Annotated in this window: 20 protein-coding genes; 15 read left to right on the top strand and 5 right to left on the bottom strand. The window is 44.0% G+C overall.

The features are described 5' to 3' along the window. Window positions 1–80: 80 nt before the first annotated feature. From MHB37_RS21155 to MHB37_RS21100, 12 genes are all read left to right on the top strand, one after another. Complete coding sequence (locus MHB37_RS21155) at window positions 81–689, top strand: 50S ribosomal protein L25 (RefSeq protein ID WP_076130800.1); 609 nt, start codon at window positions 81–83, stop codon at window positions 687–689. A gap of 324 nt (window positions 690–1013) precedes the next feature. Then, complete coding sequence (locus MHB37_RS21150) at window positions 1014–2861, top strand: fibronectin type III domain-containing protein (RefSeq protein ID WP_405168465.1); 1848 nt, start codon at window positions 1014–1016, stop codon at window positions 2859–2861. Window positions 2862–3132: 271 nt separating this feature from the next. Then, the gene (locus MHB37_RS21145; RefSeq protein WP_076301777.1) at window positions 3133–3777 is read left to right on the top strand and encodes a YhbD family protein; all 645 of its coding nucleotides are present in this window, start codon (window positions 3133–3135) and stop codon (window positions 3775–3777) included. A 12-nt stretch (window positions 3778–3789) separates the two neighbouring features. Beyond that, the gene (locus MHB37_RS21140; RefSeq protein WP_076305540.1) at window positions 3790–4476 is read left to right on the top strand and encodes a hypothetical protein; all 687 of its coding nucleotides are present in this window, start codon (window positions 3790–3792) and stop codon (window positions 4474–4476) included. Further along, on the top strand, window positions 4469–5140 hold the full coding sequence (locus MHB37_RS21135; RefSeq protein ID WP_076305541.1) for a hypothetical protein: 672 nt from the start codon (window positions 4469–4471) through the stop codon (window positions 5138–5140). Before MHB37_RS21140 ends, MHB37_RS21135 begins: the two co-directional genes overlap by 8 nt. Before the next feature lie 40 nt (window positions 5141–5180). Beyond that, a complete protein-coding gene (locus MHB37_RS21130) occupies window positions 5181–6728 on the top strand; it encodes an MDR family MFS transporter (RefSeq protein WP_076301775.1) in 1548 nt (515 codons plus the stop codon). A gap of 1893 nt (window positions 6729–8621) precedes the next feature. After that, a complete protein-coding gene (locus MHB37_RS21125) occupies window positions 8622–9581 on the top strand; it encodes a sugar ABC transporter permease (RefSeq protein WP_076130774.1) in 960 nt (319 codons plus the stop codon). Window positions 9582–9598: 17 nt separating this feature from the next. Further along, window positions 9599–10495 (top strand): carbohydrate ABC transporter permease, encoded by an 897-nt coding sequence (locus tag MHB37_RS21120; RefSeq protein ID WP_036685756.1) that lies wholly within the window; start codon window positions 9599–9601, stop codon window positions 10493–10495. Window positions 10496–10586: 91 nt separating this feature from the next. After that, window positions 10587–12422, top strand: a complete 1836-nt coding sequence (locus MHB37_RS21115) for an ABC transporter substrate-binding protein (RefSeq protein ID WP_076301774.1) — start codon at window positions 10587–10589, stop codon at window positions 12420–12422. A gap of 134 nt (window positions 12423–12556) precedes the next feature. Beyond that, window positions 12557–14302 (top strand): sensor histidine kinase, encoded by a 1746-nt coding sequence (locus MHB37_RS21110; RefSeq protein ID WP_076215698.1) that lies wholly within the window; start codon window positions 12557–12559, stop codon window positions 14300–14302. Next, window positions 14295–15701 carry a response regulator gene (locus tag MHB37_RS21105; RefSeq protein WP_405168464.1) on the top strand — a complete coding sequence of 469 codons (1407 nt, stop codon included), beginning with the start codon at window positions 14295–14297 and terminating at the stop codon, window positions 15699–15701. Before MHB37_RS21110 ends, MHB37_RS21105 begins: the two co-directional genes overlap by 8 nt. Further along, the gene (locus MHB37_RS21100; RefSeq protein ID WP_076130770.1) at window positions 15698–17365 is read left to right on the top strand and encodes an extracellular solute-binding protein; all 1668 of its coding nucleotides are present in this window, start codon (window positions 15698–15700) and stop codon (window positions 17363–17365) included. Before MHB37_RS21105 ends, MHB37_RS21100 begins: the two co-directional genes overlap by 4 nt. 53 nt (window positions 17366–17418) lie before the next feature. Here the strand turns inward: MHB37_RS21100 and MHB37_RS21095 are convergent, their stop codons facing one another. Continuing rightward, a complete protein-coding gene (locus MHB37_RS21095; RefSeq protein WP_076130769.1) occupies window positions 17419–17838 on the bottom strand; it encodes a MarR family winged helix-turn-helix transcriptional regulator in 420 nt (139 codons plus the stop codon). Between the two features lie 164 nt (window positions 17839–18002). Between MHB37_RS21095 and MHB37_RS21090 the strand changes: the two genes are divergently transcribed. After that, window positions 18003–19463 (top strand): MFS transporter, encoded by a 1461-nt coding sequence (locus tag MHB37_RS21090; RefSeq protein WP_076190510.1) that lies wholly within the window; start codon window positions 18003–18005, stop codon window positions 19461–19463. Window positions 19464–19496: 33 nt separating this feature from the next. On the opposite strand, the gene MHB37_RS21085 is transcribed toward MHB37_RS21090, so the two are convergent. After that, complete coding sequence (locus tag MHB37_RS21085; protein WP_405168463.1) at window positions 19497–20564, bottom strand: glycoside hydrolase family 99-like domain-containing protein; 1068 nt, start codon at window positions 20562–20564, stop codon at window positions 19497–19499. Window positions 20565–20577: 13 nt separating this feature from the next. Next, window positions 20578–21615 (bottom strand): glycosyltransferase, encoded by a 1038-nt coding sequence (locus MHB37_RS21080; protein ID WP_312151270.1) that lies wholly within the window; start codon window positions 21613–21615, stop codon window positions 20578–20580. Window positions 21616–21822: 207 nt separating this feature from the next. Here MHB37_RS21080 and MHB37_RS21075 point away from each other — a divergent pair, with 207 nt between their 5' ends. Beyond that, on the top strand, window positions 21823–22233 hold the full coding sequence (locus MHB37_RS21075; RefSeq protein ID WP_248548519.1) for a hypothetical protein: 411 nt from the start codon (window positions 21823–21825) through the stop codon (window positions 22231–22233). An 89-nt stretch (window positions 22234–22322) separates the two neighbouring features. Here MHB37_RS21075 and MHB37_RS21070 read toward each other — a convergent pair whose 3' ends face one another. Beyond that, window positions 22323–23681: a PFL family protein gene (locus tag MHB37_RS21070; protein ID WP_036685774.1), complete on the bottom strand. Its 1359-nt coding sequence runs from the start codon at window positions 23679–23681 to the stop codon at window positions 22323–22325. Window positions 23682–23695: 14 nt separating this feature from the next. Further along, the gene (locus MHB37_RS21065; RefSeq protein WP_036685776.1) at window positions 23696–23965 is read right to left on the bottom strand and encodes an ACT domain-containing protein; all 270 of its coding nucleotides are present in this window, start codon (window positions 23963–23965) and stop codon (window positions 23696–23698) included. Window positions 23966–24182: 217 nt separating this feature from the next. Between MHB37_RS21065 and MHB37_RS21060 the strand changes: the two genes are divergently transcribed. Next, the gene (locus MHB37_RS21060; protein ID WP_405168462.1) at window positions 24183–25814 is read left to right on the top strand and encodes a diguanylate cyclase; all 1632 of its coding nucleotides are present in this window, start codon (window positions 24183–24185) and stop codon (window positions 25812–25814) included. Window positions 25815–25862 lie beyond the last annotated feature (48 nt).

The raw sequence follows: 25862 nt of genomic DNA, 5'->3' as shown, positions 1-25862 counted from the left end.
TGGGGTAATTAGAGAGTGGTTAGGTTAGGCGTACATATCTAATCGGTCTAGTATAAAATCCCTACTTAGGAGGAATCATCGTGAATACAACAGTACGTTTGACAGAAAGATCCGGCTCCACTTCTTCACAGCGCAGAAAAGGCTTTGTACCGGTAGTCGTGTACGGTGCAGGTTCAGATAGCCAGTCCTTTACAGCGGATGCTAAGACAATTTCAGGTATTTTAGCCAGCAACCCACGGGCTGTTCTTACTTTGGAATTGCCAGACTCGGGCAAAAAGAACGTGGTTATTCAAGAAATCCAACGTCAGCCAATTTCCAAACAACTGCTGCACATTGATTTTCAGCAGATTGATATGAAGGCCAAATTGGATACAAAAGTAGCGTTCCACTTTACAGGTGAACCAGTAGGTGTGAAGAGCGGCGGCGTGCAACAAATTGAATTGCATGAGCTGGATATTCGCACACTTCCAGATAAAATAGCTGCATCCTTTGAAGTGGATATCAGTGGACTAGATATTGGTGATCAATTGCTGGTATCTGATTTGCCGAAGCATGAAGGCTGGGAAGTATTGACGCCTGAGGACACATTGATTGTCCGTATTTCACCTCCAGCAGCGCAAGAGCCAACAGAAGAAGATACTGCTGAACCCGCTGTAGCTGAAACTGCTGGCGAAGATAAAGCAGAATAGTATAGAGATAAATAGTAAAGAGCAGATAGAATCCTTATAAAGGAGCTGTCTGCTCTTTTTGTTTTGTCTTCATAAATATGAATTCATAAAAATGATGCTGGTCTTTCGTATGATTTCTCAAATGGCAATTTTGGTTGTTTCGCCTCATTTAGTTAAAAATTTACATAAAATCGTTGACGAACGGGTTTCTAAGCCTGAAAATGAGGACAATTACCATGGTAAAATATTCAAAAGTCCCTGTTGTTGCTGTTTGAAAACGCTTTAGTTTTTATGCTTCAAAGAACTCTTATTGCCTAGTTCATCATGATTAAGAGGAGGAAAGTTATGAAGATGAGGAAGCTGTTTTCGATCTTAATTACAAGTTTGCTGGTGCTTGGGGTAGCTCTACCCTTTGGTGGAAAAGCGAATGCAGATGCTGCAAGTGACGCTTCAAATCGTGCTTTAATCTGGCTGAAGGCCCAGCAGGATGCAACAGCGGGGTATGCTTTTGAGGGACTGGTAGATAGCTTTGAAGATTTCTGGGGACCAAACAACCCCAAACAGATTGTATACACATATGATCAAGCGGTTGCAGCTATCGCCTTTATTGTAAAGGGTGAACGGACGCGGGCAGAGCAGGTTTTGAACAAAATGCGGGACATTCAAGATCCATCAGGCTTCTGGCTGAATTCTTATTGGTATAACAACGGCTTCGGAGAAGAAATCCGTAAACATGTGGGACCCGTTGTATGGATGGCAATGGCTGCTATGGCTTATGAGAAGCAATATAATGATTCACGGTATCGTCCAATGGCGCTCAAGGCACTAGATTGGAGTTTACAGTATAAAAAGGCTAATGGCAGTATCGCAGGGGGATGGAGTGGTTGGAGTAATTCCGATGAGCCTTGGAGCTCAACCGAGCACAATATCGATATTTACCGGGTATTGCAGTATTATGCTTCGGTGGATTCCTCAAAGGCAGCCACTTATAACAGTGCGGCTTCTGGAGTCAAAACCTTCCTGGATAATTATGTGTGGGATGACACAGTCAAACGTTTCAAGGGGGGCTGGAAAAACGATACAAATCTGATCGACCCCAAAATACCTTTAGACGTGAATCCTTGGGGAGTATTAGCTTTAGGCGTATCCGGAACACATAACTACGGCGCAAGCTTAACCTATGTGGAAAATGCCTCCGGCACCCCGGGAACACTTGCGAATCCGCGTTACAAGCAGACGCTTACTTACAATGATGCTGGGAATACGCTCACCGGATATGATTTTGACTGGACAGATGAAGTATTGCCAGCGTATGACGATAACGGAAATCAAATTGGCAATACGGGTGTTGACGTATGGTTTGAAGGAAGCGCATTCATGTCGCTCGCTTATTATCTGCAAGGCAATGCCTCGAAGGCAGACGCTATTAATACAGAGATTATTAAAAAACAAGGCACAAGCGGTGCTTCGCTTGGGGGTATTCCCTACTCGCTGAAAGGGTCCAGCAACAGTTATTGGGTGATGGCGCAGCAAAACTGTGTTTCCAGCACAGGTTGGTTAATAATGTCCCTGCACCGGTTTAATCCATTCACAGGTCAATATTTGACGGGTGGTGGTAATACTGGGGATACAACCGCGCCAACCGCTCCCGCTAATCTAGCGGTAACCAGTAAGACGGATACAGGAGTTAGCTTAAGCTGGTCCGCTTCTACCGATAATGTTGGCGTTACAGGTTATATTGTTTATCGCGGAACACAGCAGGTGTCCACTGTGGGGGGAACTACAGCTACTGTTAGTGGACTTACTCCAAGCACAGCCTATACGTTTACAGTAAAAGCTACAGATGCAGCAGGTAATTTATCCTCCGCTAGTAATACCGCAACAGTTACTACTAATCCCACTGGAGGCAGCGGAGGCGGTGATCATGTGACGGCTGACTTTACAGCAGGGGTAACGAGACTTTCTGCTACAGAGGCGAGTATCTATATCACACCTGTAACCAGTGCCCTTTATGTAGATGTGCATTACAAGATTAACGGGGGTTCCCAGCTTAATTACAGGATGACTAATAATTCAGGAACATGGAAGCAGACGGTGAGTGGATTAAGCGCTGGCAGCAGTATTGAGTACTGGTTCACTTATGAGAAATCCGGTCCGCAATATGATTCAGCACATTATACTTTTGTTCAGTAAGATTAGCAGATCGTAAAAATCATTCTAAGAGAAGGCTGTTCCATGCTGCCATTTATAGCGGCGGAGGCAGTCTTTTTTTGGGTGGAAAAATAGTGAATGACCGTTAAATCCTTCTCAAGACGGAGGTCTGCTCTTAAGGTATGCTTTAAAATCTTTGGGGGAGACGTTAGGACACGATGGTTGCTAGCGTAGGTAGGTATGAGGTGAGTTTAATTTATTGGTTTTACAACGTAACAGTGTTATGTTACGATGGCTTCAAGGAGTGATAAGCATGGAAGAGGATTTGATCTCAAAGAAGCAGCTATTGGATTTAACCGGTATATCTTATGGGCAATTGTACCGCTGGAAGCGGAAGCAGTTGATTCCAGAGGAATGGTTTATCCGTAAATCTACGTTTACTGGACAGGAGACTTTTTTTCCAAAAGACATGATTTTGTCCCGTATCGATAATATTGTGAATATGAAAGATGGACTTTCTTTGGATGAAATGGCTGATAAGCTATCAGATAAGGCTTCTTTTGACAGAGTAAGTGTATCTGCTGCGGAAATTATAGAACGTAACATTGTTTCGTCGATGACGCTGGCGAAATTTGGAGAGAGGCTCGGTGTCAAGAATGGATATAGCTTCGATCAACTCACTTATTTATTGGCTGTAGATCGCCTGCTTAGTGCAGGGGAGATGAGTATGGAGGAAGCAGAGCTGCTGTTTCGAACCTTAATGGATAAAGCCTCCAATCTTGAGAGTGGCAGCTGGGAGTTATTTTTTATCCGCAAAATGGGGGTGTCATCCTTTATTCTGGCTCAGGCACCAGCGGAGTTATGGTTCGATGAAGGGGTAAAGCTGGTCAGTAAAATACTAAGTGCAGATGTAATAGAACAATTGAAAGGTAAGCTTGCTTTTAAGCTTGTTGAATAGGGGGTTAGTGTAATGGACAAACGAGAGCTGCCGGATCTGATTATAAACGGAGTCAGCGGGGGGGCAGGAGGTACTTATAACAGCGTGCGAATCGATGGTGTAGGCAAAGTAACGGGACCCATCGTGACACGAATTTTTAAAGGAAACGGGCATATGAATTTGAAGAATGATCTCTCGGCGGAAGAAGCGGAATGCAATGGAACGATGAAAGTGCTGGGCCATTTGCGTTTTAACTCCCTAAAAGTGGACGGAATGATTACTGTCGGAGAGAGCATTCGGGGAGAAAGCTGCACTCTTCATGGAATGCTGAATATCAAGGGTGATTGTGAGCTTGAGGATTTTACGGGGGAAGGAAGCTTTAGTGTCGGAGGTTTACTTAGTGCAGGACATGTAGACTTCAAACTGCAAGGGCAGGGAAAGGCACATGAAATTGGTGTGGAGAGTCTAGTGATCCGGCAAACGAATAGTGGAGTCTGGAGCAAAATGTTAAGTGGAATCATCCCTAAATTAAGATCGGAGCTGCGGGCTCGGACTATTGAAGGAGATTTTATTGATTTGGAATATACAACGGCTGATGTTATCAGGGGCAATATTGTGATTGTAGGTCCAGGCTGTACTGTCGAACGGATAGAGTATCGTGATCAGATCACAGTACATCCTGAAGCAAAGGTTGGAAAGGTGGAGAAGATCGGTGACTGAAGAAACAATTCGGAGTAATTTGAAAATAATGGGCACAACGACCTCAGCGGGAGGCTTTTTTCGGGATATTAAGGTTACTGGGGAAGGTCATTTTGCAGGGGATGTAGATTGTGAGAAGCTGAGCCTGACTGGAAATGCCAGGGTAGATGGAAACCTGCTAATGACCAAAATGAAAATAACCGGTGAGATGACACTTATGGGTAATCTTGAAGGTGATTCCTTGCGGGGGCAGGGGGAAATTAAAGCAGCCTCCGTAAAAATCGACGATATTCATCTTAACGGTAATTTGGAGGTTAATGGTAATTGTGAAGGTGAACATCTGCGTATTTCAGGCGCTCTCAATGTGGCAGGACTGCTAAGTGCGGAGCAACTGGAGATCAATTTATATGGTCTAAGTAGAGCGAAAGAGGTTGGAGGCAGTGCTTTAACGATCAAAAAAAGCAAGACCGGAAAATTCCTGCATTTGATGAAGCAGAATCCTAAAGTGCTTTTTGAGGCTGGGCTCATTGAAGGCGATACGATAGAGCTGAATAATACAAAAGCAAATATTGTCAGAGGAGATCGGGTAATCATCGGTGTGGACTGTGAGATTGATACTGTGGAATACCGTAGTGCTTTGGAGATTCACAAGAATGCAATAGTGAGGCATCAAGTAAAGCTGTAACACATAGTTATAGATCTTTTGACAATGGGGAGTGGAATAAATGAGTGCTGCCAAAGCGCCCAATCTGGGCATTGTAATCGCAGGTCTGCTGTTGGGAATACTGATGGCCTCCATGGACAGCACCATCGTTGCTACAGCAATGGGCAATATTGTTGGGGAACTAGGCGGTATGGACAAATTTGTCTGGGTAACATCAGCTTATCTCGTAGCTGAGATGGCGGGGATGCCTATCTTTGGCAAGCTGTCTGATATGTATGGGCGTAAAAAGTTTTTTGTTTTTGGGATTATTGTATTTATGGCGGGTTCAGCGCTTTGCGGGACGGCAGATACGATTACTCAGCTGGCTGCTTATCGGGCGATTCAGGGAATTGGAGGCGGCGCGCTAGTGCCGATTGCTTTTGCCATAATGTTCGACGCCGTACCGCTGGAGACACGGGGCAAGCTGGGCGGTGCATTTGGTGCGGTATTTGGATTATCAAGTATTTTTGGTCCATTGCTAGGCGCGTATATCACCGATCATATTGCTTGGCAGTGGATATTTTATATTAACTTACCGCTTGGACTGTTGGCTTTTGTGATGGTCGTTTTCTTTTATAAAGAGTCACATGAGCATTCCAAACAACCTATTGATTGGCTGGGTGCGGGTACATTGCTGGGCTCTGTCATCTGCTTAATGTTTGCGTTGGAGCTGGGTGGAAAAGAATACGCTTGGGGCTCATCGATGATCCTCGGCTTATTTGCAGCTTTTGCTATATTGGCGGCAGTGTTCCTCTTTGTAGAGACGAGAGCGAAAGAGCCGATCATTTCCTTTGCGTTATTCAAAAAAAGACTGTACGCCGTCAGCATTCTGTGCGCGCTATTTAGTGGTGCTGCATTTATCGTGGCTTCCGTATATATCCCGATCTTTATCCAAGGTGTATTAGGGGGTTCGGCTACCAATTCAGGACTTGTCCTGCTGCCGATGATGGTCGGCTCAGTAATTACCGCCACAACGGGAGGATTCCTGATGGCAAAAACCAGTTACCGCAATCTGCTGATTCCTACGTTTGTACTTTTGGTGATCGGCACAGGACTGGTAGCAACGCTTACTCCGGAAGCTTCACGTCTCTTGGTTACCTTGTATATGATTTTAATCGGATTAGGCATTGGCGCTTCCTTCTCTGTGTTAAGCACGGCAGCCATTCATGGTCTGACTGCGCAGCAACGCGGCTCCGCCAGCGCAACACTGAATTTCATTCGTTCGCTTGGCATGACCATCGGAATAACCACATTTGGCATTATTCAAAGCCATTATTTCTCGGGCAGTCTAACTAAGTTGCTCACAGCAAATGGAGGAGGAGCTGCTTCTGCGGGGGCTGCTGGGGTTATGGATTTTAAAGATCCGCATTCCCTGCTGTCGCCTGAGACTAGAGCACTGATTCCACCGGAAATTTTGAGCAAAATTACAGAGGGACTTTCCTCTTCCATTGCGAACACCTTCGCTTGGGCGGTTATTCCTGCTGCGTTAGCTTTGCTGGCCTCCTTTTTTATGGGGCGCCAGAAAATGGATGCCTCCGCGGAGGGGAAAGATCAGGCGCCCGGGCATTAGGCAATGGCGGAAGGCGCGGGCATTCGAATGACGAGCGGAAAATAGTGCGCATTATGCGGAATGCATTGAATTGGTTGTAAACAAACTAGGGTTGTAAAGTGATGGAGCAGCTCCTCATTTGAGAGGCTGCTTTTTATGTGTGGTTGGGAGTACAAATGAGCATGAACCCTCGAAGTAAGGGAGCTGAGTTCGAAGGTTGAGTAAATGCGATGAATTCTGGAAATAAGAGCATCTGAGTCCGATAGGATGAGGGAATGTCATGGATTCAAGAATGAGTCAGACAGCATGAGGGAATGTCATGGATTCAAGAATGAGTCAGACAGCAGGTGGGAATGCGATGAATTCAAGAATGAGTCAGACAGCATGAGGGAATGCGATGGATTCTTGATAGAAGTGCGCCTAAGAATGATGCGTGGAGTGTTGCGGACCGTATAGTCGCTATTGCTGATTTTTTAGCTACTTTGCCGTAGTTTCGGACTGTATAGCTCTTATCGGCATGCATATGCTCGTATTTGGGCTATATTTGTGTGGATAGCTGCACCTGAGTCCGATAGCACGAGAAAATGTGTTGAAACCCGGAAATAAGCGCACCTGGGTCCGACAGGATGAGCAAATGTGATGGATTCTAGATAGAAGTGCGCCCAAGAATGATGGATGGAGTGTTGCGGACCGTATAGTCACTATTGCTGATTTTTGAGCTACTTAGCCGTAGTTTCGGACTGTATAGCTCTTATCGGCATGCATATGCTCGTATTTGGACTATATTTGAGTGAATAGCTGCACCTGAGTCCGATAGCACGAGAAAATGTGTTGAATTCCGGAAATAAGTGCATCTGAGTCCGATAGCATGAGCAAATGTGATGAATCCAAGAATGAGTCAGACAGTATGAGGGAATGCGATGTATTATCGTTAGAAGAGTTCCTGATTTAGCTGCATGAAGTGTGTTGCGGACCGTATAGTCACTATTGCTGATTTTTGAGCTACTTTGCCGTAGTTTCGGACTGTATAGCTCTTATTGCCACGGATTTGCTCGCAGTTGGACTATATTTGTGTGAATAGCTGCACCTGAGTCCGACAGCACGAGAAAAAGTGTTGAATTCCGGAAATAAGTGCACCTGAGTCCGATAGCGTGAGCAAATTTGATGGATTCTAGATAGAAGTGCGCCCAAGAATGATGGATGGAGTGTTGCGGACCGTATAGTCACTATTGCTGATTTTTGAGCTACTTAGCCGTAGTTTCGGACTGTATAGCTCTTATCGGCATGCATATGCTCGTATTTGGACTATATTTGTGTGAATAGGTGCATCTGAGTCCGATAGTACGAGGAAATGCGCTGAATTCCGGAAATAAGTGCATCTGGGTCCGATGCCAAAACTATGAAGTGTGAAAGACCATAACAAATGAAGAGGACAAAGCGCACCATAGTTGATGTAGCGGACGAAGAGGACAAAGCGCACCATAGTTGATGTAACAGACGAAGAGGACAAAGCGCACCATAGTTGATATAACGGACGAAGAGGACAAAGCGCACTATAGTTGATGTAGCAGACGAAGAGGACAAAGCGCACCACAGTTGATGTGGCAGACGAAGAGGACAAAGCGCACCATAGTTGATGTAGCAGACATAGCGACCCTTAACAAAGCATATCCATCAGCGGCAGGATGACGGGAATTTCCGTCATCCTGCCGCTTTTTATAAGCCCAAAGGCATGTAGGCTCTCCATCACTAGACTCACAGCGATTAGGTAGAAAATGGTCGAAATAGATGCGAATTTGGTTCACAAGCATCAGACGGTTCTCCAGTGAGGCCGTTCTGTGATCTATCTCGTCATACGTAAAGGTTCTGATACTATGAAAACGTAATCAAAATCTGGGTATAGGAGATTCCGACATGGGGGTACCTTCTGGTGAATTACTTCCCAGCGTCGATCCGGTTCATCGATCCCGCTGGAAGATGAAGAACAAACATAAATTGTTCTTCATGGCTTTTCCGTTTCTTGTTGTCACCTTTATTTTCTATTATCTGCCGATCAGCGGATGGATTTATGCATTTTATGATTTCATTCCCGGAATACCGTTGTCTGACACGCCATATGTCGGGTTGAAATGGTTCAAGACGATTGTATCCAATCCAACACAGACCGCAGAGGTTGTGCGCGTGCTGAAGAACACTCTTGCCATGAGTTCACTTGGACTAATCACCTCGATATTTCCAGTGATCTTTGCGATTTTCCTGACCGAAATTAAGTCAGGCTGGTATCGCAAGATGGTGCAGACGCTAACCACGATTCCGAACTTTATCAGCTGGATTCTGGTATATGCATTGGCCTTCTCGTTGTTTTCCGTTGATAACGGGGTCATCACACACATTTTAGTGCAGCTTGGAATCGTTGATGAGGGTTATAACTTTTTAGCCTCCAGCTCGAATATTTGGGTCACGATGATCATTTGGTATTGGTGGAAATCGTTAGGCTGGGGTGCCATTCTCTATCTTGCTGCAATCGCAGGCATTGATCAGGAGTTGTATGAAGCCGTAGAGGTGGATGGTGCAAGCCGGTTCCGTAAAATCTGGCATATTACCATTCCGGGTCTTATCCCAACCTTCTTTGTCCTACTGCTGCTCTCCATAGGTAACCTGGTCAATAACGGGATGGAGCAGTACTTTGCCTTTCAAAATGCGATGAATAAAGATTCCATAGAAGTGCTGGATCTTTATGTATACAATATTGCGTTCGCTAACAACTTTCCGTTTGCCACAGCTGTCAGTATGCTGAAGTCGGTTGTTAGTGTAATTCTACTGTTCGCGGCAAACACATTATCCAAGATGGTGCGTGACGAATCTATCATTTAAGGCAGGGGTGATCCCATTTGAGAAAGAAAAAACTAACTTCTGGAGAATTAATCTTTCAAATTATTATCTACACACTCTTTGGATTGTTCACCCTGTCATGCATTTATCCATTCTACTATTTGTTCATTAATACGATCAGTTCGAATGATCTTAGCGCAGCAGGGTATATCAAATTTTATCCAAGGCAGATCCATTTTGATAACTATAGTAAGGTTCTAAGAATCAGTGGTTTAGGCCATGCGGCGACAGTCTCTATTTATAGAACAGTTGTTGGTACTTTGCTCACCGTTGGATCTTCGGCATTTCTTGGGTACTTGTTCACCAAAAAGGAAATGTGGGGCCGGAGTATTTGGTACCGCAGTGTTGTAGTTACGATGTATTTCAGCGCAGGGCTGATCCCATGGTATATCACCATGCATAACTTGCATCTGACTAATAATTACCTGGCTTATATTTTGCCAACCATTATTACTCCTTTTAATATCATTTTGGTCAAAACCTTCGTCGAGGCTATTCCTCCCTCACTTGAGGAGTCGGCGTCAATGGATGGAGCAGGTTACTTCCGGGTGTTCTGGAGTATCATTGTTCCTCTTACGACACCTATCTTGGCTACGATTACGATTTTCTCAGCGGTGAATCAGTGGAATGCCTTTATTGATACGGCGTTTCTGATGACAGATACGAAATACTTTACGCTCCAGTTCTTATTATGGCGTTATTTGAACGAATCCAGCTCGCTCGCAGCCTTAATTCGTAATTCGCCAGATATGGCCGCTAGTGCAGCGAATATGCAGACTCCAACCTCTGTGCGGATGACTGTAACGATGATCGTCGTATTGCCGATTTTGATCGTGTATCCGTTCTTCCAACGCTTTTTCGTCAAAGGAATTATGATCGGTGCGGTTAAAGGCTGATGGGTGGCCGCTCTGGACCAGAACTGGGTTTTCCTCTGTTATAAGCAGAGTTGAACTATAAGTGAAGAGATGAAAGGGAGGGTATAAAGCAATGAGAATAAGAAGAGCATCGCTTGTCATGCTATCCGTAATCCTGGTCTTCGTTCTTGCAGCATGTGGCGGGGGGAATAATACGGCTAACTCGGGCAAAAACACGAGCACAGAGAAACCTACGTCGGCTGCCACGAATGCCCCGGCGGAAGAGACAGCAGCACCGGATGACGGAGCGCTTGATCATTCCAAGCCGCTGAAGCTGACTGTATTCTCAACAACCGCTAACTATGCCGGTCCACAGACCGGATGGTTTGCAAAAATTATCAAGGATAAGTTCAACATCGAAATGGACATTGTAGCTTCAAACCTGACTGGTGGAGATACCAAAATCTCTGCAATGATGGCTTCCGGAGATCTTGGAGATATCATCATTTTCGGTGACGACAAGAATCACTATCCAAATGCCATCAAAGGAAAGCTGCTCTTGGACTGGACACAGGACGGTCTTTTGGACAAATACGGAAAAGACATTTCCAGCACTTTTCCAAAAGCTATTGAGAAAGCAAAGGTAGCTTTTGGCGGTGGATCATCAGTCTTTGGTATGGGGAACAGCGTAGCTTCTAATCCATCCGGACCTTCTGAAGGAAAAGATATGACTTGGGGTCCAGACCTGCGCTTTGATCTTTACCAACAAATTGGAGCGCCAGAAATTACAAAGATTGAAGATTATCTGCCTGTGCTGAAAAAAATGCAAGAGCTCGAGCCTAAGAATGAACAAGGCAAAAAAACCTATGCTTTCTCGATGTGGTCTGATTGGGATGGCAACTATAAAATGACATTGGCTAAACAGTTCGCAAACATGATGGGCTATGACGAAATTCCTGATACTGCTGTGTATGTTAAGGCAGATGAAGAAAAGTATTATGACTTCTTATCCGAAGATAGCTGGTACATGAAATCACTCAAACTGTATTTTGAAGCTAACCAAATGGGTCTGGTTGATCCGGACTCTATGACGCAAAAATTTGACGATGTTGTAGCGAAATACAAAGATGGTCGTCTATTGTTCTCTTGGTTCCCATGGCTTGGAGCTGCTAACTACAATACACCAGAAAGAACAGCCGAAGGTAAAGGTTTTGCGCTGGTTCCGTTCAAAGATGAATTGATGTATTCCACAGGCTTCAATGTTTACGGTGGTAACGGTATTATTGCAATCGGCGCAAAAGCTAAGGAACCTGCTAGAATTATGGAATTCATTAACTGGATGTACACACCGGAAGGTGCAATGATTTCTGCAGGAAGTGGTACAGCAGTACCTAACGGACCTCAAGGTCTGACTTGGGATATTGATGCAAACGGCAAACCTGCAGTGACTGATTTTGGTTGGAAAGCTTATACTGATCAACAGAATACTCAAGTTCCTGCTGAATACGGCGGGGGTGACTACTACTATGGCTCCAATCAAATGAACTTCTCGTTTGTGGTTCCGGCGATGGTGAATCCAGAGAATAGTGAGCCATTCGATCATAATTTGTGGACAACAACCCTAGAGCGTAACCCTTCCAAGCTTGATAGTGACTGGAGAGCGAAAATGGGCGTTCTGACTCCTAAGGAGTATTTTGAGAAAAACAATCTATTGGCTGTAGCACCACAAGGCTTCACTGGCAAAGAACCATTAACCATGGATAAAACAGTGGAACAAAAGAATAAACAAATCGGCACGGTTATTCAACAGATTTCCTGGAAAATGGTCTTTGCTAAAGATCAAGCGGAATACGACAAGTTGAATAAAGAAATGCATGATAAGGTAAATGGTCTTGGGTATTCCGAAGTTATGGATTTCTCGATTAAAAAGGCTGAGGAATTGTTCGAGGCCCGTAAAAGCGTTAAATAAACACGGCTAGTAACTATAAAATAAGGCGGGGCGGCGTGGAGGCTGTTCTGCCTTATTCTATTCAATTAAGGATAAATGTGGTATTCTCACATTAATATAAAACGCTTTCAAATAGAAAGAAGAGGATAATCCAGATGGTAAGAGTACCCCTGCGGAGTCATACTCCAGCTGTCAAATCCTTACGCAATACCTTATTTATCTATCTAGTAATCGGAACATTACTTCCGCTTCTCTTAGTAGGATTCGTAACCTACACCTCTATTTACTCCATCCTTTCAGGTAAAATTGGCAACGGGATCAGCGCTAGTCTGAGACAGGAAGCCTCAAGCCTGGAGAATGCCATCGACAATATGGATTTTGCCTCCAAGCAGTTTGCTCTGGACGGTCAGATTGTGCAGGAGATGTCCTCATTTATTCAGGAAAAACAAATTTTTCGCAAATCGCAAATGATGAATTCCATCAACCAGAAGATCAATCTAGTCAATTTTACGAACCCTTATATTGGACTTACAGCCTACATTATGCCGGACAGCGATGATCCCGTTCTGTTCACCAACATGAGCGCACGCAGAAATTTTGATATCAGTACATTGCCGTCTTTTATGCGATATAACGGGGCTGACTATTATGGACCACATCCCACTATGTACGCTGTTGGTGATAATCTCGTATTCTCGGAGCAGCGGATTGTCCGTGTGCCGGGCCAGCATAAGCTTTATATTTATTTGGAGACGAATTATAGTTTGTTTCGCAAAATCTTCAATCAGGAGTCCTACGGGATGAAAGTAAATCATCTGCTGGTCAATCAGCAAGGTAATAGTACAAAAGTGATCGACGGCAAACTTCCGCTAAGTATTATTAAAGCTGCGGGAAGCAACTCCAATCTCACCCATGAAACGCTAAGCGGATATCATCTGTTTCGTTACGCGAGTCCTCAGGGCTGGAAACTTATTGCTGTTGTGAAAAAATCAGAATTCAACAGTGAAATTTATTCTTGGTTTTATAAAATGATCTTACTTGCCTTCTCCACTCTTCTTTTTGCCGGATTTCTGGCTTGGATCATCTGGAGGAAAATTTATGGTCCGTTGCGTAAGGTCAACCTTGAAATCAACCGAATGGCGGAAAATGTTACCGCTCCGGTAGCCTATACGAATGTGGAAGAATTTGATTTCGTGCTTACCAACTTTCAGCAGATGAAAAAACAGGTGAATGAGCTGATTGTTGCGGTTGCCCATAATGAGAAACAGAAAAGCCAATTTGAGATTGAGAAGTTGCTCAGCCAGATCAATCCTCATTTTTTGCATAATACCTTAAATACGGTACAGTGGATGGCCCGGTTAAACGGCCAGAAGGAGATCGACAAGCTGGTCACTCTTCTTGTAAAGGTGCTGCATTATAATCTGGGCAAGCAAAGCATCATTGTTACCATTGGCGAGGAAATTGAAGCGATTCGAAATTATATGGAGCTGCAGCGTATTCGTTATGATTATGAATTTGAATTTAACGTTGAAGCTGATGAGGATGTATTGTCTGTGGCTGTCCCGAGATTTTTGCTTCAGCCTCTGGTGGAGAACTCGATTTATCATGGATTAAGCGATAATGGCAAGGTAGATGTTGAGATAACGAAACATGGTGAAGGAGAGGTTCAGCTATGTGTGAGAGACAATGGCGCTGGGATGGATGCAGATACATTAGATCAGCTGTTGTCTGATGATGGAGCGAAAAAAAGGGGACTTGGAATTGGTTTTTCATATGTGAACCGGATGCTTAGAACCTATTATGGAGAACAAATGAAGCTAGAGATGTTCAGTAATCCAGGAGAAGGTACGGTTGTATCCATTGTGATTCCGAGGAAAGGTAAGGAGGACTTCGATGATTAAGGCTGTAGTTGTCGATGACGAGAGACTCGTGCGAAAAGGCTTCATATCCCTGATCGACTGGTCATCCTTAGGGATTGTTATAGTTGGGGAGGCAGGTGATGGTAAATCTGCTTTGGAGCTGCTTCAACAGCAGGAAGTAGATTTATTATTTGTGGATTTGACCATGCCAGGCATTTCAGGCTTCGAGCTCATTAAAATGGTTAGACAACGGTTCGCAGGCATTCGCTGTGTTGTCCTTACTTGTCATCATGAATTTGACTATGTTCAGGAGGCTATGCGTTTAGGAGCCGTTGACTATATTGTAAAAACACTGCTTGAGATGGAAAATGCGGATGAAACCATCAGACGTCTTGTCGATCGTATTAAATGGGAGGACAATACACGGGATGCGCTGGTTCGTGGGGAAAGTAAACGTATGGCTGCTGATAAGGCTCTGCTGTATTTGCCCCTATATCATCAGTGCAATGAAGAAGAATTATTTCAGCTGTCCAGCGTGAAAAATAATCCGCTCATTACTTTTCATGAGATGTGGATGTCGCCCTTATTACATCGTTTCTCAATAGATGAGAGCAAACGTGAGCTTAAGATCCAGCTATCCGGACGATGGCAGACCGCGCTGATCAGTGGATTGAGAGATCAACCCTTGCAGGAACTGGAGGAACAGCTCACTGCGAAATTACGCCGTATTCTATTTTATCATCCTGAACCTGAGGATTTGACCTCATTGAAATATGAAGACATAAAGAAGGAACCAGCGGCTCCCTACTCAAAACAAGAGGCGGATAATCTGCTGGAGCAAGCACAGAATTTGAAGTGGACAATTGATGGAAATGAGTGGGAGAAATTTGTAGCAAACATACTTCAGCAGAAACCCCGTTCTGATCAGTTTCTGGCGTTTGCACACTCTCTAATACAAAGCTGGAGTTCTTTACTTTTAAAGCCTGAAGATGCTGCTCAACTGGAAAGGGACATCTCCCATAATCTGAACTGGTGCCATTGGAAGAACTGGCTGCGGCGATTTTCTGATCATGTGGGACGAAGAATGCTGGAGCTTGGATTAACTAAAGAGGTTATGTCCTGTCTTATTCGTGCAGTTCGTTATATGCAGAGCCATGCAGGTGACAAAATCAATCAGAGCGACGTAGCAGCCGTCATTAATATGAGCCGTGGTTATTTCAGCCAATGTTTCGCTCGTTTTGCCGGAGAGACATTTGGTGAATGTTTACGGGGAATGCGGCTGGAGCTCGCCAAATCACTGCTGCTGGAGACTACTCTTCCCGTCTGTGAGATTGCTTCGCGGTCCGGTTTTGAGGATGATCGTTATTTCAGCAGATTGTTCAGAGAACGTATTGGTAAATTACCAAGTGAATTCCGTGCGGAGGGGAAAAACCAAATATGAAATTTTGGAAATCTATCCTCCTAGTGTTTATGGTCATTGGAATGACATCATGTCGTGACAATATTGGTATTGTAGATTCGGTTGCAAGCCCTCAGGCAGGGGATGAGGCTACTTCTATCGCTTATAGCAAATATGAGGATCCGATTGTGATCCGAGTAGGGTTTAAGGTTCCCGACTCGCGGCTTAATACAGGTGACAGTAACGATAACAATCCAATCACCCGTTATTTAGAGAGCATTACGAATATCAAAGTGGTTCACTCCTGGGAAGCGAAGGGTGAGGATGCTTTTACGCAAAAGGTACAGCTTGCCATTGATAGCAACGATTTGCCTGATGCCATGGTTGTGGATCGGGATCAACTGAAGAAATTAATTGATAATGATATGATTGAAGATTTGACAGAGACTTATAAAATATATGGATCTGAACTTATCAAGGATATGTACAATTCTACAAAGGGTGAGGCATTAGAGGACGCTTCCCGCGATGGTAAACTATATGGATTACCGAATGTAGCTATTGATGCTGACTCTCCCGTGCTGCTCTGGGTTCGTCAGGATTGGCTGGAGAAGCTGGAGCTGCGGCCTCCTCAAACTTTTGAAGACATCGAGAAAATTGCCAAAGCTTTTATTGAAAAAGACCCTGATGGAAATGGAAAAAGAGATACCGTCGGTCTAAGCGGCTACAAAAATATCGTATATGGAACTAAACCATTAGTTAATGGTCTGGATGCTGTGTTTAGTGCATTTCACGCTTTCCCCACGAATTGGATTAAGGATAACAACGGCAATATCGTGTATGGCTCCATTACACCAGAGACCAAACAAGCGCTTGCTAAACTTGCTGATTGGTATAAACGCGGGTTGCTGGATCCGGACTTTGCACTATATAAGGAAACTCAGGAGCCTATTATTACAGGTAAATCCGGGATGTTTTTTGGTCCTTGGTGGATGCCTTATTATCCTTTATCAGAGGCAGTGGCTTTGGATACGAAGGCAGAATGGAGAGCATATGCAGCTCCAGTTGACGATTCCGGTAAGTTTGTCGCTCATTTAGCGCCGGTAACAGATCGATATCTTGTTGTGCGTAAAGGGTTTGAACATCCTGAGGCTGTAATCAAGCAATTAAACGTGTTTACAAGACTCGAAAGAAGACAGGATCCTAATCAAGAGGAGGTAAAAAAGCTGGGTGATTTCTCTGCGCAGACAGGCATTCAGCTGCGTGCATATTATCCGTTCGATCTTCTGATAGATTATAGGGATGCGATTGAGAAACATTATGCTGATATCCAGCAGGCTTTGCACGGAAAGATAGACCCGGATACATTAAATTCTGATACCCGGCTCATTTATGATCAATGGGTAGCGGAAACAGAGCAGCCCAAAAAAGATCTTGAAGGCTGGAAAGCAGCGAATGCGTATAAATATGGAGTAGCTGTGTTAACCTCAACTGCTATAGAGGGAGTGCGTGGGGTCTTTTATGGGAACACCCGGCTTATGAAGACTAAATGGCCGGAACTGCAGAATCTGGAGAATGAGACGTTCTTAAATATCATTGTGGGTGATTCACCGCTTAGTGATTTTGATGCGTTTGTAGCTAAATGGAAGAGTATGGGCGGAGAAGAGATTACGGAAGAAGTTACTGAGCTCGTAAAGCAAAAGTAAACGTGGGATGTCTCAACAGCCTAATGGCTGTGGGACATCCTTTTTCTTATGTTCTATTCTTCGTTTTTGCTGATTTTTTGCAGCAGGAAATGTAGTTGCTCTACTTCTTCATCGGTTAAATGGCCAACAAGGCTTTTATTAAATTCATCTAAGATGGACTGTAAAACTGGGAAGAAATCAATGGCTTTTGGGGTAGGATATAGAAGGTGAGAGCGTCGATCATTAGGATCGTCTTTGCGCTCGATATATCCCGAATTCTCTAATTGCTTCACAGAACGTGCTGTAGTTGCTTTATCGAACTTCAATTCGGCAGTTAACTGATCCTGAGTAATGCCTGGCCGAGAAAGAATCAATTTAAGAAAGCTATGCTGTCCACCACTACCGATTCCATAGGGGACAAATTGCTTAACCAGTTTCTTTTGATTTTGACGGTGAAGATGGGAAATTAGCTTCCCGATAGGCTCTCTTGCCAATATAGACACCTCTTTGGGTTATATGTTCGCTCATTTGTTGCCTTGAAATAAAGTGTACAATAAAGTCGTTGCGCACGCAACTAAATTGTTGTACACTGGGTATGGCGAGTTTGGTTGCGTGCGCAACTAAACAGTGATTATTAATATTTAATGAGGTGTTAGTTATGAGTTCTGTAAGTGCAACCTATCAGGAGGATAAAGAAATTCAGAAGAAACGCTGGATGATCTTAATTGTTCTGAATATTTTTACGTTCATGTCCACCCTTGATGGTAGTATTGTCAATATTGCTCTGCCTGAGCTATCCAAACAACTGAAGCTGCCCATGGCGCAAATCGAATGGGTAACAACAGGATATTTAATGGCGATCTGTGCGGCGATCCTTTTCTTCGGCAAGCTTGGAGATATCGTAGGAAAGATTCGAATTTTTAAGATTGGCACGATTGTATTTGTTATTGGATCTATGCTGTGTGGGCTTAGTGTAAGCTTACCAGCCTTAATTGCTTCACGCGTTGTTCAAGCCTTAGGTGCTTCGATGACCATGGCGAACAGTCAGGGAATTGTTACGGATATCTTTCCTGCCACGGAGCGTGGCAAAGCCCTTGGTTTCATTGGTACATTCGTGTCTCTGGGAAGTATAGCTGGCCCAAGTTTAGGCGGGATTATGGTTTCCACCTTAGGCTGGGAGTATATCTTTTGGGTAAACGTCCCTATTGGCCTGATCGCTATATTTTTTGGCTGGAAGGTATTGCCTAAGGATTTAACGAGAGTGAAATCTTCGATTGATGTGCCGGGCAGTTTACTGTTCGCTGTCTTTATTATTACTTTGTTCGCAGGATTATTACTAGGTCAACAGCTTGGATATGGTAACAGCTTAATTGTTACATCAATAATTGTTGCTGTAGTCAGCTTCGTTGCTTTCATATGGATGGAGCTTCGCAGAAAAGAACCGCTGTTGCAGCTGTCATTATTTAAGAATCCGTTGTTTTCTTTAAGTATCTTATGTGGTTTTCTCGTATTTACAGCGAATTTCTGCTTCAATATTATCGCGCCGTTTTATGCACAGAACATGCTTAATTTATCGCCATTCTATGCAGGCTTTTTGTTAATGCTGCTGCCGATATGTATGGTAGTCGTGGCTCCAATGAGTGGAGCGCTATCGGATAAAATAGGCTCGGAATTTTTGACTTTTGCAGGGCTGGTGGTCATGGTTATTGCGCAGTTCGGATTAGCACAGCTTCATGTAGGAAGCTCTGTTGTGCTGGTAGGTGTGTGGATCGCTATGCTGGGGATAGGAAGTGGTCTATTTCAATCGCCGAACAATTCGCTTGTCATGTCTAAGGTACCAAGAACACAGCTTGGTTCTGCGGGTAGTGTCAATTCGTTAGTTCGTAATGTTGGTATGGTTGTCGGCATAACAATTGCTACTACAATACTTTTTCAAGTGATGAGCAGTAAAGCCGGCTATAGGGTGACAGGGCTAGTTCCTGGTCGGCCAGAGTTATTTATCGAGGGCATGCATGTAGTGTTTGTAACCTCGGCATCGATATGTCTAGTGGCTGCTTTATTAACTGGCTGGAGATTGGTGAGTGCAAGAAGTGCCAAAGTGCAGTCATCTGAAAGATAACATAAAATGAAAAAGATCCTTCTGGCGCTACGGCTAAGAAGGATCTTCTTTGTGATGAAACTGTAAGGCTTCCTTAACGGCTTGCAAGTATTGATATTGATAACGTACATCCGGTTCTAGGTAGGCCCCTTCAGCCCATTCATTCCAGGCGTTGATAAAAATATATTCACTTTTGAACATTTTTTTGGCGCGCTCAATTTGTCGTGAAAGGTATTGGCCGAATTTTTGAGGATTAGCGCCTAAGGTGCTTTGTCCGGCAGGGCCTTTACGTGGTGTGTTATCCCAGTTGACAAAGGCTCCCGGATATATGATTTCTCCGTCTCTATGGGGTGTCCGCTCCAACATGGATTCCCATAACTCATCATAATCAATTACGATATGCCTCTGATCCTCCACCTGCTTTGAGCTCCATAAATGCTTAACCCCGCCATGTGCGAATGTGTAATGCGGCTCAAATTCCAGACTGGCATCGAATCCTTGCTCTTTCTTTAGGGGGAAACCGCCCAGTGTCCGGACCAGATGAAGTCCTTTAAGTCCGTTCTGCAGAGCCAATTCGCGCCAATATTGAAGCATTTCTTCACAGTGCGGGATACTAGCAGACCGATAAATGATAAAGACAGGCTTATCCTCCACCCGGATATAACGATCATCTTTGAAGGCTTCCAGCAAAGCAAAAAAGTGCATTCGCCAATCCCGTTCTTCTCCGTATTCCTGTGGCATCAGGACATCCTCTTCGGTGCCATCCCAGCTACGTGTCCAGGGTTCGTTAGCCCAAGAAAGGCAAAAGGGGAAGTCAGGCTCTTTGCTCGCAAGAATCTGCTGAACCGGTTGTTCCAGTAGCCGCCTGCCATTAAACCAATAGTGATAATAACAAAAACCGTAAATGCCATGAGCCCTTGCGGTCTCTGCCTGCCATTGTTTCACTTTAGGATCCGTTAAATCATAGTAGTAATTATTTAATGGCTTCTTGGGCTGATCATGTTCAGGATAAAGGGCTGCAGCCTTCCTGACATTTGTCCATTCTGTAAAACCCTCACCCCACCAGGAATCGTTCTCTGAGATCTGATGAAACTGAGGCAATACAAAAGCAATGCATTTCAAGTCAGGTCACCCCCTATGGTTCCTTGAATATTTTTCTCAGCAGTAACTTTCCTTGCTGGATATAAGAATGGTTATATTTAAGTTCCTTTAGGGCACGAGAGGCAGAAATTCTTCTTTCTTCACTATGTGAAAAATAGTGCTTAAAGCTATCGGAGAGCTCTTTGAAGTTCTGGAAACGAATGAGATCTTCTTCTGCAATTCGGTAATTATGAAGATGGGGATGATCCTCCACTAACTGAAATACACCGCAAGCGGTGACCTCCATAATCTGCTGCACAGAACCAGTGCAATTGATGACGATTTTTGCTCCATTATAATAGCTGGACATATCTTTACTATGGGTGATATCAATGAAATTTCTGGGGGGTTCCCAACCACGCCCGTCGATCATTACCTTAAGGCCTTGAAGTAGGTCTGAATACGCCAACGTGTAAAGCACACTATCGATTTGAAAATCGCCCAGAATGAGTACATCACTCTTATAACAGTCCTCCACACGTCTTGGATAATAGAGATCCGTATCCGCAGCATATGGGAGATAGCTGGAGTGTTTGCCCCATAAACCCTGGTAATAGATCAGATTAGCTATGTTCTGTGTGAAAATATAATCGAACAACAATGCCAGATTACGTTCTGTTGGAGTAAGACAAGCGGCATCTGCCATCCATACCGCTTTGGGAACGTTGGAAGCTTTCAGAGCAGGGAGGTTCTCCTCCGGAAATAGGGTCTCCGATCCTAGAGCTAATATTAGATCAGGTTGAAAATGGGCTAAATATTCCTCCAGATTATGCTGGAATTTAATAGCAAGTACTTCTTTGACCAGATGCCTTAGTTGATCTTTAAAAAGTCGTACATTAGGCATTTTACCGCTTGCCTCTGTAGGAACCAGCAGCAATATTCTTAATTGTTTGAGTTCCCGTTGCAAAGGCTCTGCTCTATAAGAGTTCATCTCTAGGATGAGGTTATGGTGTTGCGATGGATTAACTTGGCTGATGGTGACTTCGTGACTTGAAGGCCTTTCAGGAGTGAGCCTATTAGCTGTCTTCTTCATAATTCCTCCTGTGTTCTGTGGAGCCAGTCGTCCGCTCTAGCACCGAGTCTTGCTAATCATTATATGTGTAGGGGGTTATTTTGACTTTAGGTATAAGACCATTAATCAGAGTCTCGAAGATAAAAAGCGGATTTAGTGAAAGCTGTATATCTATCTATGACAGGGCTGGCTTGTTTAACATAAGATATACTATAAAACCTGAAAGGGATGATCGCCTTGCCAACCTTCGATAGCGTTCTAGTTACAGGAAGTCAGACCATTCAAAATGATCTGCACGTTAATGGAAATGAGACTATCGATTCGAATCTGCATTTGAATGGTAGTCAGACTATAATGGGAAGCCTAAATGTGAACGGCAGTGAATCCATACTCGGTCATCTGGGGGTTACCGGTGAAATTAGCGGGGCAGGCACCATCAGAGCTGCAACCCGGTTGATCGCTACGAACCAAGCAACATTGCCACCAGGCGCTCCTACCAGCCTGCAACAGGTTCGATACTTTTCTGTAGGTGCTGTAGGTCAGACGGGTCTCGTGCTGAAGGGCACAGATGGAAATGATTATGTATTATTTATCGATTTGACTGGCGGAACGCCTAATATCGGCATTCAACGGGCTTAATCAAGATAAACTAATATTCTCAGCTTTAGAATATAAAAAAACAGCAAGTCTCCTAAGTACAAATAGGGACTTGCTGTTAGAGGTTTCTATTAATTCTTAAAGCTATGAATTGGTGCAGGGATTCGTCCGCCACGATTAACGAAATTCGCGCAGTTGAAGCCATTCACTGCCATAACTGGTGCATATCCGAGCAGGCCGCCAAATTCGACCATTTCACCAACGTCCTTGCCGATTACTGGAATCACGCGAACCGCAGTGGTTTTGTTATTCACCATGCCGATTGCAGCTTCATCAGCGATGATGCCGGAAATGGTCTCCTTGGTGGTGCTTCCGGGGATAGCGATCATATCCAGTCCCACGGAACACACACAGGTCATAGCTTCCAGCTTCTCTAGTGTAAGGGCACCCCGCTGAACCGCTTGAATCATGCCGTGATCTTCACTGACTGGAATAAAGGCTCCACTAAGTCCACCTACATAGGAGGAGGCCATCACGCCACCTTTTTTAACATTGTCATTTAGGATCGCCAGAGCAGCGGTTGTTCCCGGAGCCCCAGCTTCCTCCAGACCCATGACTTGAAAGATTTCGGCAATGGAATCTCCGATTTCTGGAGTAGGAGCTAAGGATAGATCGATAATCCCAAAAGGAACATTCATCCGTTTGGAAGCCTCTTGAGCAACTAGCTGACCGACACGTGTGACTTTGAAGGCTGTCCGTTTAATGGTTTCACATAAGGTTTCAAAATCCTGTCCTCGAACCTCTTCAAGCGCACGTTTGATGACACCAGGACCGCTGACGCCAACGTTGATGACACATTCCCGCTCTCCAACCCCGTGAAATGCTCCGGCCATAAAAGGGTTGTCCTCAACGGCATTACAGAAGACTACCAGCTTGGCGCAGCCGATGGAATCCCGATCCTTGGTGCGTTCCGCAGTTTGGATAATGATATCACCCATTAATTTCACAGCATCCATGTTGATTCCACTTCTGGAGGAACCGACATTGACCGAGGAGCAGACTCTTTCAGTGACTGCCAATGCTTCTGGAATACTGTCGATCAGAATACGATCGCCTTTGGTGCAGCCTTTTTGTACAAGTGCAGAGAAGCCGCCGATAAAGTTAACGCCTACCTCTTTTGCAGCCTTGTCCAGGATTTCAGCAACAGGTACATAGGTATCTGTCTTCACCGCACCAGCGGCAATAGCGATGGGTGTGACAGAAATCCGTTTGTTAACGATAGGAACCCCAAATTGTCTTTCCAGATCTTCACCCGTCTTTACGAGCTTTTCAGCGGATCTGGTGATTTTGTCATATACATTTTGATTAAAGGTGCGCATATCCGTGTGGGCACAATCCATGAGGCTGATCCCCATCGTTATGGTACGCACATCCAGATTCATTTCACGAATCATCTTATTCGTTTCTTGTACTTCCACTAGTGATATCATGGTCAGCCATCCTCCTAGATTCGGTGCATAATATTAAAAATATCCTCATGCTGAAGCTTGATTTCCACGCCAATCGATTCGCCAAGCAAATGTAATTCCTCTACAATATTCTCAAAAGCTTTAGTTGAGCTAGAAATGTCTACAATCATCATCATGTTAAAATAATCTTGAACAATCGTCTGCGAAATATCCAGAATGTTCAAATTGTGTTCGGCTAGATATGTACATACTTTAGCGATAATCCCTACTTTATCTTTTCCTAATACAGTAATAATCCCCTTCATGAATACAGCCTCCCTTTGTATTTGTTGATTTCACCGTGTATACGGAATGAACCATTCCAACTATTATTGCAAATGATGAAACAAGCTTCAACCAAAGGTTTTTTGTCAGTTTGATTAAATATTTGTTTTGGCAGCTGAAATTATAGAAAATTCATTTGACAGCCTATAAAAAATGTGATGAACTGAGAGTTTGATATGATAGTCTGAAGGAGTAAATATGACTACACAAAAATATAAAGACATGGTTGAGCAAAGAACGAAGATGACCCTCCAGGAATGGACGGAACAGGCGGAAGTGAAGGAAAAGGACATTTATCGTTTTTTGCATAATTTAAAAGGCACTGCTGGAACTGTCGGATTACCAGATGTCGAACAATTTGCCGAGGATACGCTGCCCTATTTCATGGAAAGCAGTCTTAAGAGTTGGTCAGTCGAGGAATGGGGGGATTATTTATATCCACTGATTCCATTGTTTAATGTCCATTCATTGGCAGCTTCAAGCTCTGTCAAAGCATTGGATAAAAAGGGACCTGCTGAGACGCTCACGCAGAATGATATTCTTCTTATCGACGATGATGTAGAGTTAGTTGCTTATCTGAAAGAGTCGTTGGAGAGGCAGAATTACTATGTAAGCATTGCCTTATCTGCTGAACGGGGACTCAAAATCTTTTATGAAACGAAACCAGATCTCATTCTGCTGGATATTCTTTTACCGGATAAAAGCGGGATTGAGGTGTTGAACCAAATTATCGGCAAGGCTAAAAAAGAACGAATTCCCATTATCATTATAAGTGGGGAGTACTCCAAAGCGACGCAAATGCAGGCGTATTCGCTGGGGGTGATGGATTTTTTACCGAAGCCTGTAGATATTGATTTATTTCTGGTATTGATCAAAAATCGCTTTCAGCTCAAAAGAGAATGGCAGGAGTCCATCATCGTGGATGATTTGACCGGCGCATTCAATCGCAAACACTTTAATCAAGTCATGAAGCAGCTGATTGGTGATTTTAAGCGGACCAACCGCGTATTTTCGTTAGCGCTGATTGATTTGGATTATTTTAAAAACGTTAATGATACATATGGTCACCTAATCGGAGACGAAGTTCTGCAGGGCTTTTCCGAGCTTGTGAAGAATTCCATCCGTCTGGAGGATACCTTTTGCCGTTATGGGGGAGAAGAGTTTGCAGTGTTCTTACCTCACACGGATGCGGAATCTGCAATGTTGGTTATACAGCGTATTCAAGAGCGGTTTGCGGCGACTGACTTTTTTGCGAAAAATGAAATCTTTCATGTGACTATCTCTAGCGGGATTTCTGAGGTAACAGATGCCGAGAATATAGCCGATAAATTGATTGAGGAAGCAGATCAGGCTCTTTATGCCAGTAAGCATGCTGGAAGGAATCAGACAACGCTTTATTCGGACCATTTATCCACTACTAAAAAGCATTCGCTTCTGAATGTGATTGTTGTGGATGACGATACGCTAATTCGGAGAATTGTGACCAGTCAGTTCGCCATTTGGGAGCCGGAGAATATTGCTGAGGTGAAGGTTAGCAGCTATGCGAATGGGCTTGATTTCCTGCAATCGGATTGGTATGCCGTGGATGAGAAATATATTATTTTGCTGGATGGTGTGATGCCTGATCTGGATGGAGTAGAAGTTCTGGAAAGAATCCGCAAAACGTATCCGGAAGTAAATATATTAGTGATCATGTTGACGGGAAGGAATAATCAGGCGGATATTGTACATGCCCTGCAGATGGGTGCCGATGATTATGTAGTCAAACCGGTCCATATGCCTGAGTTATTGTCGAGGATAGAGCGGTTGGCTCATAGATTTTTGTTCTAATTGGGTTCTGAATATGTTGTGAGCACCAGGAGAGATCTAAAGCGGAGG

The sequence above is a fragment of the Paenibacillus sp. FSL H3-0286 genome, assembly GCF_045040705.1.
Classification (GTDB): Bacteria; Bacillota; Bacilli; order Paenibacillales; family Paenibacillaceae; genus Paenibacillus_AQ; species Paenibacillus_AQ odorifer.
Note: the sequence above shows the minus strand (reverse complement) of the source record. Positions and strands in the feature narration are given on the sequence as shown.